The organism is Microbulbifer maximicatervae (SeqCode), assembly GCF_052467505.1.
The window spans coordinates 3,193,779-3,207,810 of sequence record NZ_CP174313.1; the positions used below are offsets into that span (position 1 = coordinate 3,193,779).

Genomic DNA, 14,032 nt, shown 5'->3' on the forward strand with positions numbered 1-14,032 from the left:
ATCCACTTGAAGAGAAATTCTGTTTAACTCAATCAATCACAACGAAAGCAGAGAGAATACGCTATTGAAGTGATAAAGTAGAAATAGTATTTATCTACCAATTACCTACATCAGGTTCAATATAAACCCCAGGGTATTCTTTCCCCTTAGCTTTTACAGTCCGAATTACTGAATAATCATACCCATATTCCCCGTACCCAGCTGTGTTGCCAGTGCGGTTTGTAAATCATTCACTTGAGTGGTGGTATGAGTATTTAAAGTACCCGTTTGAGAGGTGGTACTGGCGCTACTGAAAACCCCAGCTTGGCTGACATCAACCGTATTCATATTTCCATCTTGGGTAATGGTGATATTGGATGATGTGACATCCGCTTGTAACACCATCAGAAAATTTGATGTGCCAGCTTGCAAAGTAGTCACACTACTCAGGTCAACCAATGTATCTTGCTCAACATCAGCGGTATTATCCGTTCCCGATTGGGTGATATCAATCACACTATTACTAATAAATTCGTCCTGTTCAGCATCCACCATATTAGTGGAACCACCCTGAAATACCGTCAATGTTGAAGAGTCTACAAAATTACTTTGACTAATATCTACTTCATTCATACTACCGTTTTGTATAACAGTCGCGGCTGTTGAGGAAACGTCTCCCTCTTGACTTACCCCGGCTTCATTATTATCGCCAGTCTGGTTAATAGTGATAAAACTCTGGGAAACCAGGTCTTCCTGATCTACAAACATTCCATTGTCATTACCGTTTTGGGTAACAATGATAGAGCTATTTGAAATCTCATCACCCTGATCTACGTCTGCCTGATTACTTGCACCAGATTGAAAAATGCTCGCGGTAGACGAATCAACAACTGAAGCCTGGACTATATCACCATCATTTGAAGAGCCCAGCTGTATAATAGTCGCGGTGGATGAAGTGATATTGCTAAACTGATCGACATCTAAAACATTATCATCGCCAACTTGATTAACAATAATAGTGCTAGCCGAAATTACGATCGACTGTTGTCCATCTGCATCGTTCATATCACCATTTTGAACACCACTAATCGTACTGGTATCAATTAAGTCTTCCTGCTCCAATTCGGCTCTGTTTGTTGAGCCCACCTGAGATGAGATTACACTACTGAAACTAACTTGGTTATCCTGCCTGGATTCAAATTCATTATCAGTTCCCGACTGGGTTGCGACCACAGAACTATTACTCACGATATCTCCTTGCGGGACCACTGCGTCGTTCATATCCCCTGTTTGAGTAATCGACACCAAGCTCTGGGTAACTCCCTCCTCCTGATCAAGGTCCGCATCGTTGGAATTGCCAAATTGGTTGACCGTTAAACTGGATGATTCAACTGTATTCTCCTGCATGAACTCAGCCTGATTCATATCCCCCTGTTGATTAATTGTATTGTTGGCTGCATTAACATTTATATCCTGAATCGAAGCTGCCTCATTGTTATCTCCAATTTGTATGTGTGTAATCACACTATTGGTTGTATTATTCACCTGTTCCGCATCAGAGACATTTCCAGCTCCATCTTGAATAACCACAATCTGATTATCTGTAACCGAAGGATCAGACTGATCAATTGTGGCCGTATTCATAGACCCCTGTTGGGAGACACTACTGACATTACTGTCTGCTAAAGCCCCACAGTGAATCACGGCCAACACTGTCGCAGCCAATGGCTTCATAAACTTCATAGCAAACTCCTTTTCACACAAATTACCGACCAAACTACTGAGCAGGGGACTTTCTCACAAGGACAACGAGGAATTCATAACTATTTAGCATCATCAATTACAATTAAAAATTATGAATTAACAATAATAAATACAGGCATAATTTTATAACCTTGAAATTCTACTGCATAATGCTTCCCGTATTACCCCCCCCCACTTGGCTAGCAATAGCCACCTGCCCATCATTTGTTTGTGTCGTGACATGAATATTGGAAGAACCTATCTGGGAGACAGTGGCCAATCCAGTACTTAGTCCCAACTGAGTGACTTCTACATAATTCATATCACCACTCTGGAAGGTGGTAATAGAGGAGAAAAGAGCAAAGCCCTGCCCTACCAATGCCTCGTTGAGAGTTCCATCTTGCTCGACGCTGATAAAGCTTGACTCAGTTAGGTCCCCCTGAAATAACTCGGCACTATTTTCACTTCCAAGTTGATTAATTATCCCAGTGCTGTTGAGCGCAAAATCCTCATGGAGCGCCAGTGCAAAGTTCATTGTCCCATTCTGAGTAACAGCGACAGTACCCTGTATTCCCCCCACATCCACCTGGGCTGCAATACCCTCATTATTTGAACCGGACTGGATAACAGTGGCGCTACCAGCTTCAACAAAATCATCCTGGACCACCCAACCCAAATTACCATCGCCAGACTGGATAATTAGAGCCGTACTCTCAGAGACTTCTGCAATTTGTTCCAGGATTGCTTCGTTCATCAATCCCGATTGCTCAATCGTGCCCGAGTTCAAATCTGTAAGGGTACCCTGCAAAACAGTTGCCTGGTGGGAATCCCCAGTTTGAGTTATCGAGACTGTATTATTGGTACTGGTCGGATTAGACTGGTCCACTGTTGCCAGATGCCCAACACCATCCTGATCAATATCTGTCGTATTATTGCCGCCCATAGAATGGCCACTAAAAGTGAGTGCAGCTATTGCAGTAACTGAAGTCCAAATTTTCATTTAACTAATCCCTTGTACATAGATCTCACCCCTTCTGTTTAAACTCCAGGCGTAGCAAAACATCCCAGAAAATAATCTAAGTCAATTCAAATTAGAGTTAAAAGCCAAACCAGACAGGAGAGAGTCAATAGGAAGAGAACATATAACTCCCTAAAAAAATCGCTCTTATCTCGAACATAGGACTGAATAAAACACAAAAGAAAAACTGGGACTTTGCAGATACACGACAACTGCCGATATTCATACTGATATCGCAAAGCCCCAATTAAATCTATTGAAAAATAAATCCAATATTGGAAGTACCATTTTGCGTTGCGATTGCAGTTTGTGAATCTAGCATTTGCGATGTTGTATGTTGATTCAAATCACCGATTTGAGTAGTTGTCGCCACACTGAGCATATTTCCCTGTTGGAGCACACCGGCAATATTACTGGTGCCATTTTGAAATATGGAGCCCGTAACTGAGGTGCCAGTAATTTGCCCCAACGTCGCATCATTCATTGACCCTAACTGAGTAACAGTTGCAGAGGCAAAAGAAGTTCCCCCAGCTTGCTGGGTAACGCCCATATTCGCAGTGCCAGATTGGCTCACTATACCAACACTGGCATCTATACCAGTATCCTGAACGCCGCCACCAAAGTTTCCATCCCCTACTTGAGTCACACTTACAGTACTATTAGCAACACCATTCTGCTGTAGTGCCCCACCAAAGTTGCTGGTACCGGTTTGGGTAATAAGGACCGTACTTGAAGTAACTCCATTTTCCTGATCGGACTCGATATCATTCATATCGCCTGACTGAATAGCAGTAACGGTAGAGTTAAAAACCCCCATTAATTGCTCACTATCAAAGTTATTCTGGTTGCCAAGCTGATCTGCTGACACAGAGCTAAATTCAACAACACTCTGCTGGGAAATCTGGGCCATATTGTCATCGCCAATTTGATTTAGGATGACATCACTTCCCAAAATATCGAATACCTGCCCCATTATGATCGCATCATTCATATCCCCAGTTTGAGTCACCGCGATACTGGATGCTTCAGTATCAGTCTGGGTGATGGTCATAAAGTTCATTTCCCCAGCTTGATTTAGTTCCTGGGTAGAACCAAGTGACTCAAGTTGCTCCGCTGTCGTATCGTTATTATTCCCAATCTGGTTAATTTCCAACGAACTGGACTCAGTCATAAACTGCTGGAAAGATTCGGCCATATTCCCATCACCCTCTTGGTAGTGGGTCATGGTATTACTTACGGCATCGCTCGCCTGGGTCGATGACGAAGAGTTTGCATCGCCAATTTGGGTGACATCTATCAGATTCCCTATAGCCGTAGGGTCAACCTGATTGGCGTTCGCTGTATTACCCACTCCCTGCTGATCTATTAACGTCGTATTATTACTGGCCATCGCACTTCCACTCACTGCGGCCAATATAACTAGAGCTACAGGCTTCAACTTCCTCATAATTCAATCCTTCATTAACTATTCAAGCTTTTCTTGGGACTCAACTTAGAGGGCCTCATCAACAACATCGATACCAATAGGCATGCCGGCGTAAGGCATGCGCAGAATCCAATTTAGCGCCATCCCTACTCCAAACAGCAGTATCCCCAAAGAAGTGTTAAAGCTCGCCAAACTCGAGCGCTGAGGCAATAAAATTGACACAGGCAATTATGCGAACAACAAACCCCAAGAGGAATTGACATGCACTGGCACAAGGTCACTTGCGATAATGAACGGCTGAATATTTAGAAACTATTCTCAAATCGCTGATCATGGGCCGACCAACTACTGGGTAAGAGTTAACGATAAGCGGCGATACAGCTATAAGAAGGAAGTGGGGAAAAACTAGGAACAAAGTTTGGGATTAAATTTCTGTGCCACACAGATCAGAACCTAGCAGCACAGAAATCAAAGAACTGACTACTACTGTAAAATTGTGCCGGTATTACTTACTCCAGACTGTGTCGCTATTGCTGTCTCGGCGGTACCCGCTTGAGAGGTAACATGCACATTCGATGTACCCGTTTGGGATATTGAGGCCACACCCATAGTGATATTGTCCTGATCAATATTTACATCATTGGAGTCGCCGGTCTGCAACACTGTAGCGCTGGTGAAGAAAGCATTTCCTTGATCCAGCGTAGAAATATTCATATCACCAAATTGGTCGACAATCATAGTTGAATTCTCAACCGTAAACTCCTGCTCCAGGAGTGCCGTATTGTCATTACCCAATTGCAATAACTCCATCAAAAGAAAGCTAACTGAACCTATCTGATCCAAGGCCGCAACATTGCCAACGCCATCTTGGATACCAATCATTGTACTATCGCTAATAACAAAGTTTTGATTGACATCCATTTGGTTCATCTGCCCTATTTGAGTAGCAATCAAAGTAGAGTTCAGTGCCTGCTGCTGCAACGCAAAACTGGGCCCGACCGTGTTCATGTCTCCTTGCTGATTTATCGTCATGGTACTTGCCGTAGTACCCCCAAGCCCCTGGAAATTATTATCAACCAGATTCATATTCCCAACTTGTTGCACAGTCATACTGCTGTCTGTCACATTGCTCCCTTGACGAGTCATTGCCGTATTGGCATTACCTGACTGGAGCAGTTCAAGTTGCACATTGGTAATATTGTTGAACTGCTCTGACATCGCAATATTCCCATCCCCTATCTGGGTTTGAATTATCGTCGTTACTGCTGCATCCGTGTATTGGTCAGCGACGGCCTGGTTACCATCACCAGCCTAGGACTGTATTACCTGGCTAAAATTAACCGTGCTATCGGATTGATCAGACATAGCACTATTTCCAATACCATTTTGTTCAACAATGGAGGAATTATTATTCGCAAAAGAGGAGTGACTAACCGCCACCAAACAGATGGCGGCAACTATGGGGGTTACGGTTTTCATTTCGGCAATCCTTACCTGGTAGAAATATCTCGCGTTAAACCAGCTCCTTTACCTACACAGATCGAACCGCACTTCTCAGAAATCAAACCCGCAACATCGAGGCAAGCACCATTCACCTTAATTGGTGACCCGGAAAACTTGAGGAGATAGCACCTTCAAAAAGCGCGACGCTATTCTCAGTAGCAAAACCCTTAGTATCAGTTAGCTGGAGATCCCTAGCCACTGTGCCAAGACGCAAATCAAAGGCCCATTAATTGTTAGTAGCAAACGTAAAGGCATCTATAGGAAGAAAGTGCCCAAGAACTGGGAAAAAGGTTTGTAGAAAAACAGAAACACAAGATCTTTGCATTTGAGCAAAATCTACAAAAATAAACATTGAGGAAATAAGAGAGATGGTGGGTCGTGCTGGATTCGAACCAGCGACCAATTGGTTAAAAGCCAACTGCTCTACCAACTGAGCTAACGACCCCCAGGATGGTTGGACTAACTTGGTAATGGTCCAACTTGGGTTGTTTTTACCTTCGCGCAGAAGTGTAAAAACTAGGTGGGCTGCCTTGGGCATCCCTGTCGAAAATGGTGGGTCGTGCTGGATTCGAACCAGCGACCAATTGGTTAAAAGCCAACTGCTCTACCGACTGAGCTAACGACCCTTTTCGATGCCTCGTTGTGAGGAGCTGCGTATCTTACGGATCTATTTCGAAAAGACAATACCTAACTCAAAAAAAAATCTAACAAATTTAAGGAGTTAGGTATTTGTTCAAAAAATTGGCGCCAACGGCCAATTAAGGTGCGTAGACCGTGGGGTCCTCCAGGCCGGCCTCTGTGAAGCCGGCAGCCCTCAGGCGGCAACTGTCGCAGCGACGGCAGGCAGCGCCATCTGGCAAGGCTTGGTAGCAGGACACAGTTAAACTGTAGTCCACCCCTAAGCGGGTTCCTTCGGTAACAATATCCGCCTTGCTCATGTCCATCAGCGGCGCACGTATAGACAGCTTATTGCCCTCGACACCGGCTCTGGTCGCCAGGTTGGCCATCTTCTCGTAGGCCTCAATATATTCCGGGCGGCAATCCGGATAGCCGGAGTAGTCCACGGCGTTCACACCCACAAAAATATCCTGGGCGCCCAGCACCTCTGCCCAGCCCAGGGCAATAGATAGGAATACCGTGTTTCGCGCCGGCACATAGGTCACCGGAATACCGGAGGTTTCCTCTTCGGGTACTTCGATAGAGTCATCGGTCAACGCCGATCCGCCGATTGAGCGCAGGTCGAGCTTAACCACCTTGTGCTCAACGGCCCCCAAGTCCTTCGCCACCTTCTGCGCAGCCAATAGTTCTGCCTCGTGACGCTGGCCATAATCGAAGCCCAAGGCGTAACACTCGTAGCCCTCAGCGCGAGCCATAGCCAGTACGGTGGCTGAGTCCAGGCCTCCGGATAGCAAGATTACTGCTTTCTTTGCTGTCATTTTTTCCTCTTTTCTTGATGTGGCGCAGCGGCGATTTATACGCCTGGGATGTCGCCCCACAACAGCTTGTGCATTTGCATCTGCATACGCACCGGTAACCCATCCTCCAGTATCCATTCAGCTAGCTGGCGCGGCTGCAGCTGCTCGTAACTGGGGGAGAAAAGCACTTCTCCAACCCGCTCAGGTATGCGGTACTGATCCAGGGTGAATCGAGCCCAGTCGTAATCCCCGCGATCACAGATCACAAACTTGATCTGGTCCTGGCGAGTGAGTACTTGCATATTCTCCATACGGTTGCGGTGCTGCTCCCCGGAGGCCGGCGTTTTCAGGTCGACTACTCTCGATACCCGCTCATCCACTTTATCCACAGGCATTGCGCCACTGGTCTCGAGGGACACCGCATAGCCCGCATCGCAAAGCGCCTTCATCAGGGGGAAACAATTGGGCTGGGCCAGGGGCTCACCACCGGTAACGCACACATGGCGAGCGGGATGGCTTTGCACCTGCTGCAAAATCTGCTCCAGCGTCATGCGCTCGCCGCCGTAAAAGGCGTACTCGGAGTCGCAATAGGTACAGCGTAACGGGCAGCCCGTCAGGCGCACAAACACCGTAGGAAGGCCACTCTCTCGCGCCTCTCCTTGGAGGGAGTAGAAAATTTCACTGATTCTGAGTGATTCTTTGGAAAGATCGGTCATACACACCCAACACAAAAACGCCCGAGTGGCACATGCCACCCGGGCGCGGGATCATAGGCTTTTTCTGCTCAAAAAACCAGCGATGACAGTCAGAAGCGGCGGAAGGCTACTGGAAGTTCTCCTGCAGATACTTCTTCGCCAGATTCGACGCTCTGGCGTCACTGGCTGCCACCTGCTCCAGCAGGTTGCGGGCTTTTTGCTGGTCGCCCAGCTGGTGATAAACAGTACCCAGCTTGTAGCGGCCATCCCAGACTTTACTGGAATTCGGGTAACCGTCGAGGAGGGCTACGAACCACTCCCGAGCCTCTTCCAGGTTGCCTTGAACCAGTGCAATCTCACCCAACCAGTAATTCGCATTCGGGGCGTACTGACCATTGGGGAAGTCCTGCAACAGGCTTTTGAACTCTTCACTGGCGCCGCCGTAATCGCCATTGCGGGCCAAGCCAAAGCTGGCCTGGTAGCGGTCGCGCTCGCTCTTGCCGTCTTTCGGGCCCAGGGGTTTAGGCGGCATTGCTGAGCCCCCCTGCCCTTGCATGGACGAAGCACCGCCTTCAGCGGTAGACGGCGGCTGAGCCGCTGGTTCTGTACCACTCAGGCGTGCAATACGCCGGTCCAGATCCATATAATCTTCGGTACGCTGCTGTTTGAGACGCTTGATCTCATGGCGCAACTCTTCAACTGTGCCACGCAACTCCCGCACTTCCTGCTGCAAAACCTGCATCTGATAGTAGGCTTCGGCCTGGGGGTTGCCCTGGGCTCGGGGTGGTGACATACCGGCACGGGCGAGCTGTGTCGGAGCACTGCTTTCCACTTCATCGGTATAAGTAATGGTCAACTGGTCCTGGCTTTTAGAAGACAGGTCTACAATCGGGGCCTGGGAAAATACTGGCGATGCCACAGTCATTACTGCTGCGGCGATCGCTAGTTTTCTAATCGTTAAAGCCATTGGCATCCATTTTTACGATTAGTTAATAACAACGCGACGGTTCATCGCACGGGCAGATTCGTTAGAACCCATTTGAGCTGGACGCTCTTCACCGTAGCTGATTACTTCCAGGTTAGCTGCGTCTACGCCTTGCAGTACCAAAAAGTCGCGAACGGCATTGGCACGACGCTCACCCAGAGCCAGGTTGTACTCGCGAGTACCCAGTTCGTCAGCGTGGCCTTCCAAGCGAACAGAACCGGCGGCAGCGCGCATACGGTCAGCGTGACGGATCAGCAGTTCACGGGTTTCGGGCTTCAGCAGAGACTGGTCGAAATCGAAGTAAACTACGTTTTCAAGAGGTGCCACTGTCTCGGTTGGGGTAGTCTCAAAATCAGTGGTTTCAACCACAGTTTGATCTGCCTGATCTACAGTTTCCCCAGTGCTGTCGCTAGTATTAGTGTTACTACAACCAGCCATTACTGCCAATACACAGGCTAACCCGAGGCCTGTTTTTACTGATTTCAACATAAGCTACTCCGCTTTATATATAGTGTTATCGAAAATCCTGAAAGATTTCTAATTGCTCTAATTCACACCCTTCGCTTAAACGCGTCGGGCATCCCCGCCTTATTCAAAGTACGGCGACCAGGCCGGTTCACGGACATCACCCCTCTGAGAGGGCAGGTTGTACTTCACCCCAGCATCCAGCGACACCGCTGCCAGAATACCTTTATCCCCACGTTTGGTAGCGTACATCAACATGGCCCCATTCGGCGCGATACTAGGGGATTCGTCCAGCGTAGTCTCCGTAAGGACACGCACTCTGCCCGAGTTGATATCCATCGTAGCGATGGTAAATACGCCCCTATTACGATGCACCATCACCAGTGTCTTTCCATCGGGAGAAACACGGGGCCGCGCATTGTAATCGCCATCGAAGGTTAAGCGGTCGACTTGACCAGTGGCAAGAGTCAATTGGTAAATTTGTGGCTTCCCTCCCCTATCGGAGGTGAAAACCAGTGATTTACCATCTGGCATCCAGTTCGGCTCGGTATCAATGGAGAAGTGCCTTGTCATTCTTGTCAGTTTATTACTGACCAGATCCAGCACGTAGATCTCCGGGTTGCCGTCCTTGGAGAGCACCATCGCCAGTTTGGTTCCATCCGGGGACCAGGTCGGCGAACTGTTGATGCCCTTGAAGTTAGTTAATTGCTTGCGCGCACCCGTGCGCAGGTTCTCGCGGAAAATTGCCGGACGCCCGGTTTCAAAGGAGACGTAGGCGAGCTCCTGGCCATTGGGGGACCACATGGGAGACATCACCGGCGTGCTGAAACGACGGATCTGCTTGGCGCGAGCACCATCGATATCCGCACGCATCAGCAGATAGCTGGGCTTGCCGCCACGGGTCTCTTCCTGCACGTACACCATTTCCGTGGAGAAGGCACCGCGAATACCGGTGATAGCTTCAAAGATCTCATCGGCAGCGCGGTGGGCGATATCCCGCAGCTGGGTCTGGCCGCCGCGCACTTGCTTGGTGAACATCTTGTGCTGGCCGAAAACATTGACCAGATCAAAAGTGAGCAGGTAACCGGTGGCCTGCGGCTCAATGCGGCCGGTCACTATGTACTCAGTGCCGAGGATACGCCAGTCGCGGAATACCACGTCTTCCGGGGCCTTGGGGAAAGACAGCATGTCCTCCTTGGGCACCGGGGAGAAAAGGCCACTGCGGCGAAGGTCTGAGGAAATAATCCCGGAAACATCTTCCGCCAGTACCCCGCCACCAGACCAGCTGAATGGGGACACAGCGATCGGTGTGGGGTCATCGATACCGCTGGTGATATCCACCACCAGCTGGGCTCGGGCCCCCAGGCTCACCGAGGCGATTGCAATAATGACGACTGTCTTAAGTAAACTCTTGATCATTGGCGCAGATCTTCGACTTTAAAGTTCAAAATAGTTGTGCGGACTTCCCGCTCAAATACCACCGGTTCTTCCCGGGCCAGGTCGGCCACTTCGGGAAATACCTCCACTTTTTTGATAGCGGTCAGTACCGAGCGATCCAGGGCGGCATTACCACTGCCCTCGACGATATTAGCTGCCACCACCCGGCCGGTGGGGACAAAGTTTATTCTCACCTTGGTAAGCATACCGTTTCGGGCACTGGGCGGGCGACTCCATACCGCCTCAATTTGTTGCTGGATCGCCTGGCCAACGGACATCACCGCTTGCTCGGCCTCATTCGCATCCAGCAGTTCCTCTTCACCCTGGAGGGCCTCGTCAAAAGAACTCTGGCGCTCTTGGGCCAGCTTCTCCTTCAGCTCTTTTTCTTTGCGCGCCTTCTCTTGCTGCTCTTTCTCGCGACGGGCCTTCTCTGCCTGTGCCTTCCGGTCAGCCTCGGCTTTCGCCTTGCGCTTCTTTTCCGCTTCGAGCTTTTTCTTCTGCTCCAGGGCTGCGCGGCGCTTACGTTCGACCTCAGCCTTGCGTTTTTGCTCCGCAGCGCGATCGGCACGCTGTTTTATTTTATCGACCTTTTTCGGCAGTTTCTTCTTCGGTGTTGCCGCTTCAATCGTCACCAGCTTGGCCTGCACAAACTTTGGCATCGGTTTGCGCTCGGGCATACTGCTGGCTTCCCAGCCGTAGGTCATGGCAGCTATCAACGCCCCGTGTAACACGAGGCTGATGATGATCGCCAATGCATAAAAGCCTTTATTCACCGGCACCCTACCCCTGAGGTGGCTCTGTCACCAGGCCGACGCTGGGCGCTCCCGCCTGCTGCAGTTCGGTCATGGCATTGACGATCAGGCCGTAGCGGGCCTCGGTGTCACCCCACACCAAAACCGGGGTTCCCGGCTTTTGACGCAATACCTTAGCGACCGTTTGTTTAATTTCTGCGAGCGGCTTGGCGCTCTTCTCGTCAGTCCCCAGATTTAGGTAATAGGTGCCATCGGAGCGCACAGAAATAATCAGCGGCTCCTCATCGGTTTCCTCCATCGGCGCCGAGGGCGCGTTTGGAAGGTCGACTTTGACCCCCTGCATCAACAATGGTGCCGTGACCATAAAGACAATTAGCAGCACCAGCATTACGTCAATGTAGGGCACCACATTGATCTCGGAGACCAGCTTCTTTTTGGTTCCCTTGCGAAACACACTCATAGGGTTCGCCTATTCACTACTCAGCCGGAATGCACTTTGCGGTGCAGGATAGAGGAAAACTCCTCGGCGAAAGTTTCGTAGCTGGACAACAGCGACTCCGCCTTGGCGGAATAGCGGTTAAAAGCCATCACCGCAGGAATTGCTGCAAACAGGCCCATAGCCGTAGCCACCAACGCTTCACTGATACCGGGTGCGACCGTGGCAATAGTGGCCTGGTGCATAGTGGCGAGACCACGGAAGGAATTCATAATCCCCCACACGGTGCCAAACAGGCCGATATAGGGACTGACAGAGCCTACGGTTGCCAGGAACGGCAGGTTCATTTCCACCTTTTCCTGCTCCCGGGACATAGCCACACGCATGGCCCGCTCAGTGCCTTCCATCACCGCTTCAGGGCCGCTGCTGCCCTGTTGGCGCAGGCGGGTAAACTCGGTAAAACCGGCGCGGAAAAGGGACTCAACACCATCCGTCTTGCCTTTTTCCGCTCGTTCGTTACCTTCGCGGAAGAGTTTGTTCAGGTCGGCACCGGACCAAAAGCGGCGTTCGAAATTGTTCAGGGAGCGCTTGGCCTGGGACAGGTAAAGCCCGCGCTGGATAATCATCACCCAGGACACCACAGAGGCCAGTAACAGCAGCAGCATTACTAACTGTACCAACAGGCTGGCGTTCTGGATTAGCCCCCAAAGAGAAAGTTGTTCACCGGCGTTCATCTTCTTAAATAACTGCCTTTAATGCTGAATAAATAGGTTCCGGCAGGGCACAGGGCCTGCGGCTGTCGTCAGCGACACAAGCAACTTTGACCACACCTTCGCAAATTAGCTCATCGCCGCGCCAGATTTTTTGCTCAAAAGTCACTGCGGCCCGCCCCAGTTTGCCAATCGAGGCCGTAGCGCGCAATGCATCATCAAGAAGTGCGGACTTTCGATACTGAATCTCGGCGGAGTGCACCACCAGTAACAGACCCTGTTCTGGCATCGCCGGCTTATCATACCCGAGGGAGCGCAGCAGTTCTGTGCGCGCGCGCTCCATATACTTCAAATAATTGACGTAATAAACGATACCACCTGCGTCGGTATCCTCGATATAAACCCGCAGCGGGATACTGAAAACTTCCTTCACCCCATCCTCTCTCTACTTATTATCTGGCTTCGGCAGGCCGAAGTGCTCGTAGGCCAGGCCGGTTGCCACTCGCCCTCGCGGTGTACGGGCGATATAACCCTGCTGAATCAGGTAGGGTTCTAACACATCTTCCAGAGTATCCCGCTCTTCACTGACTGCTGCAGCGAGACTATCCACCCCCACCGGTCCACCATCAAACTTCTCGATCATGGCCAATAGCATACGGCGATCCAGCTGGTCGAAACCACGGGAATCCACATTGAGCATATTAAGAGCGGCATCGGCAATGCCGGAATCCACGGCACCATCACCTTTAACTTCAGCGTAATCGCGCACGCGGCGCAGCAGGCGGTTGGCTATTCGGGGGGTACCCCGAGCTCGACGGGCAACTTCGAGAGCACCACCTTCATCCATCTCCACTCCCATCAGGCCAGCGGAGCGACGGACAATACTGGTGAGGTCCTCAACGTTATAGAACTCAAGCCGCTGGACGATGCCGAAGCGATCCCGCAGTGGCGAGGTAAGCAGGCCCGCCCTCGTGGTGGCTCCCACCAATGTGAAGGGTGGCAGGTCTAGCTTGATGGAGCGTGCCGCAGGTCCTTCGCCGATCATAATATCCAGCTGGTAGTCTTCCATCGCCGGATACAGTACCTCTTCTACATGGGGGCTGAGGCGGTGGATCTCATCGATAAACAGCACATCCCCCGGCTCCAGGTTGGTCATCAACGCAGCCAGATCGCCAGCCTTCTCCAGTACCGGGCCCGAGGTGGTCTTAATGGCCACTCCCATTTCGGCGGCGATGATATTTGCCAGGGTGGTTTTACCCAGCCCCGGCGGTCCGAATACCAGGGTGTGATCCAGGGCCTCTTTTCGCAGCTTGGCAGCCTGAATAAAGATCTCCATTTGCTCCCGCACCACTGGCTGACCCACATAATCATCCAGGGTTTTGGGGCGCACGGCGCGGTCGTACTGCTCTTCCTGGCCCGAGGGGCCCACGGGCTCCGGTGCCACCAAACGGTCGGCTTCGATCATTGC

Annotated in this window: 16 protein-coding genes and 2 tRNA genes; all 18 read right to left on the reverse strand. The window is 50.4% G+C overall.

The features are described from left to right. Positions 1-165 precede the first annotated feature (165 nt). A complete protein-coding gene (locus tag ACJJIN_RS14140; RefSeq protein ID WP_444895161.1) occupies positions 166-1,722 on the reverse strand; it encodes a hypothetical protein in 1,557 nt (518 codons plus the stop codon). 160 nt (positions 1,723-1,882) lie between these two features. After that, positions 1,883-2,722 (reverse strand): hypothetical protein, encoded by an 840-nt coding sequence (locus ACJJIN_RS14145; protein WP_444895162.1) that lies wholly within the window; start codon positions 2,720-2,722, stop codon positions 1,883-1,885. A 271-nt stretch (positions 2,723-2,993) separates the two neighbouring features. Further along, a complete protein-coding gene (locus ACJJIN_RS14150) occupies positions 2,994-4,187 on the reverse strand; it encodes a hypothetical protein (protein WP_444895163.1) in 1,194 nt (397 codons plus the stop codon). 45 nt (positions 4,188-4,232) lie between these two features. Then, positions 4,233-4,388, reverse strand: a complete 156-nt coding sequence (locus tag ACJJIN_RS14155) for a hypothetical protein (protein ID WP_444895164.1) — start codon at positions 4,386-4,388, stop codon at positions 4,233-4,235. A gap of 261 nt (positions 4,389-4,649) precedes the next feature. Continuing rightward, a complete protein-coding gene (locus ACJJIN_RS14160) occupies positions 4,650-5,384 on the reverse strand; it encodes a hypothetical protein (RefSeq protein WP_444895165.1) in 735 nt (244 codons plus the stop codon). Between the two features lie 93 nt (positions 5,385-5,477). Then, the gene (locus ACJJIN_RS14165; RefSeq protein ID WP_444895166.1) at positions 5,478-5,645 is read right to left on the reverse strand and encodes a hypothetical protein; all 168 of its coding nucleotides are present in this window, start codon (positions 5,643-5,645) and stop codon (positions 5,478-5,480) included. 393 nt (positions 5,646-6,038) lie between these two features. Then, positions 6,039-6,114: transfer RNA gene (locus tag ACJJIN_RS14170), tRNA-Lys, on the reverse strand. A 105-nt stretch (positions 6,115-6,219) separates the two neighbouring features. Continuing rightward, positions 6,220-6,295, reverse strand: a tRNA-Lys gene (locus ACJJIN_RS14175). Positions 6,296-6,427: 132 nt separating this feature from the next. Beyond that, on the reverse strand, positions 6,428-7,105 hold the full coding sequence (gene queC / locus ACJJIN_RS14180) for a 7-cyano-7-deazaguanine synthase QueC (RefSeq protein WP_282934224.1): 678 nt from the start codon (positions 7,103-7,105) through the stop codon (positions 6,428-6,430). Positions 7,106-7,140: 35 nt separating this feature from the next. Beyond that, on the reverse strand, positions 7,141-7,800 hold the full coding sequence (gene queE, locus ACJJIN_RS14185) for a 7-carboxy-7-deazaguanine synthase QueE (RefSeq protein ID WP_108731832.1): 660 nt from the start codon (positions 7,798-7,800) through the stop codon (positions 7,141-7,143). 106 nt (positions 7,801-7,906) lie between these two features. After that, complete coding sequence (gene ybgF, locus ACJJIN_RS14190; RefSeq protein ID WP_444895167.1) at positions 7,907-8,746, reverse strand: tol-pal system protein YbgF; 840 nt, start codon at positions 8,744-8,746, stop codon at positions 7,907-7,909. A gap of 18 nt (positions 8,747-8,764) precedes the next feature. Next, on the reverse strand, positions 8,765-9,253 hold the full coding sequence (locus ACJJIN_RS14195) for an OmpA family protein (protein WP_444895168.1): 489 nt from the start codon (positions 9,251-9,253) through the stop codon (positions 8,765-8,767). Positions 9,254-9,352: 99 nt separating this feature from the next. After that, positions 9,353-10,648 (reverse strand): Tol-Pal system beta propeller repeat protein TolB, encoded by a 1,296-nt coding sequence (gene tolB / locus ACJJIN_RS14200; RefSeq protein ID WP_444895169.1) that lies wholly within the window; start codon positions 10,646-10,648, stop codon positions 9,353-9,355. Next, positions 10,645-11,439, reverse strand: coding sequence for a cell envelope integrity protein TolA (gene tolA / locus ACJJIN_RS14205; RefSeq protein WP_444895170.1), 795 nt, complete (start codon positions 11,437-11,439; stop codon positions 10,645-10,647). Before tolA ends, tolB begins: the two co-directional genes overlap by 4 nt. A gap of 7 nt (positions 11,440-11,446) precedes the next feature. Beyond that, complete coding sequence (gene tolR, locus ACJJIN_RS14210; protein ID WP_282934232.1) at positions 11,447-11,878, reverse strand: protein TolR; 432 nt, start codon at positions 11,876-11,878, stop codon at positions 11,447-11,449. A 20-nt stretch (positions 11,879-11,898) separates the two neighbouring features. After that, positions 11,899-12,588, reverse strand: a complete 690-nt coding sequence (tolQ, locus tag ACJJIN_RS14215; RefSeq protein ID WP_413664412.1) for a protein TolQ — start codon at positions 12,586-12,588, stop codon at positions 11,899-11,901. A 4-nt stretch (positions 12,589-12,592) separates the two neighbouring features. After that, complete coding sequence (gene ybgC / locus ACJJIN_RS14220) at positions 12,593-12,997, reverse strand: tol-pal system-associated acyl-CoA thioesterase (protein WP_282934233.1); 405 nt, start codon at positions 12,995-12,997, stop codon at positions 12,593-12,595. 12 nt (positions 12,998-13,009) lie between these two features. Next, the gene (ruvB, locus tag ACJJIN_RS14225; RefSeq protein ID WP_413664411.1) at positions 13,010-14,029 is read right to left on the reverse strand and encodes a Holliday junction branch migration DNA helicase RuvB; all 1,020 of its coding nucleotides are present in this window, start codon (positions 14,027-14,029) and stop codon (positions 13,010-13,012) included. Between the last annotated feature and the right edge of the window lie 3 nt (positions 14,030-14,032).

Coding starts and splice junctions, on each gene's coding strand:
- queE (WP_108731832.1), bottom strand. CDS start 7,800: ATGACCGATCTTTCCAAAGAATCACTCAGAATCAGTGAAATTTTCTAC.
- queC (WP_282934224.1), bottom strand. CDS start 7,105: ATGACAGCAAAGAAAGCAGTAATCTTGCTATCCGGAGGCCTGGACTCA.
- ACJJIN_RS14160 (WP_444895165.1), bottom strand. CDS start 5,384: ATGTCAGAGCAGTTCAACAATATTACCAATGTGCAACTTGAACTGCTC.
- ybgF (WP_444895167.1), bottom strand. CDS start 8,746: ATGGCTTTAACGATTAGAAAACTAGCGATCGCCGCAGCAGTAATGACT.
- tolQ (WP_413664412.1), bottom strand. CDS start 12,588: ATGAACGCCGGTGAACAACTTTCTCTTTGGGGGCTAATCCAGAACGCC.
- ACJJIN_RS14165 (WP_444895166.1), bottom strand. CDS start 5,645: ATGAAAACCGTAACCCCCATAGTTGCCGCCATCTGTTTGGTGGCGGTT.
- ACJJIN_RS14140 (WP_444895161.1), bottom strand. CDS start 1,722: ATGAAGTTTATGAAGCCATTGGCTGCGACAGTGTTGGCCGTGATTCAC.
- ACJJIN_RS14195 (WP_444895168.1), bottom strand. CDS start 9,253: ATGTTGAAATCAGTAAAAACAGGCCTCGGGTTAGCCTGTGTATTGGCA.
- ACJJIN_RS14145 (WP_444895162.1), bottom strand. CDS start 2,722: ATGAAAATTTGGACTTCAGTTACTGCAATAGCTGCACTCACTTTTAGT.
- ruvB (WP_413664411.1), bottom strand. CDS start 14,029: ATGATCGAAGCCGACCGTTTGGTGGCACCGGAGCCCGTGGGCCCCTCG.
- tolB (WP_444895169.1), bottom strand. CDS start 10,648: ATGATCAAGAGTTTACTTAAGACAGTCGTCATTATTGCAATCGCCTCG.
- ACJJIN_RS14150 (WP_444895163.1), bottom strand. CDS start 4,187: ATGAGGAAGTTGAAGCCTGTAGCTCTAGTTATATTGGCCGCAGTGAGT.
- tolR (WP_282934232.1), bottom strand. CDS start 11,878: ATGAGTGTGTTTCGCAAGGGAACCAAAAAGAAGCTGGTCTCCGAGATC.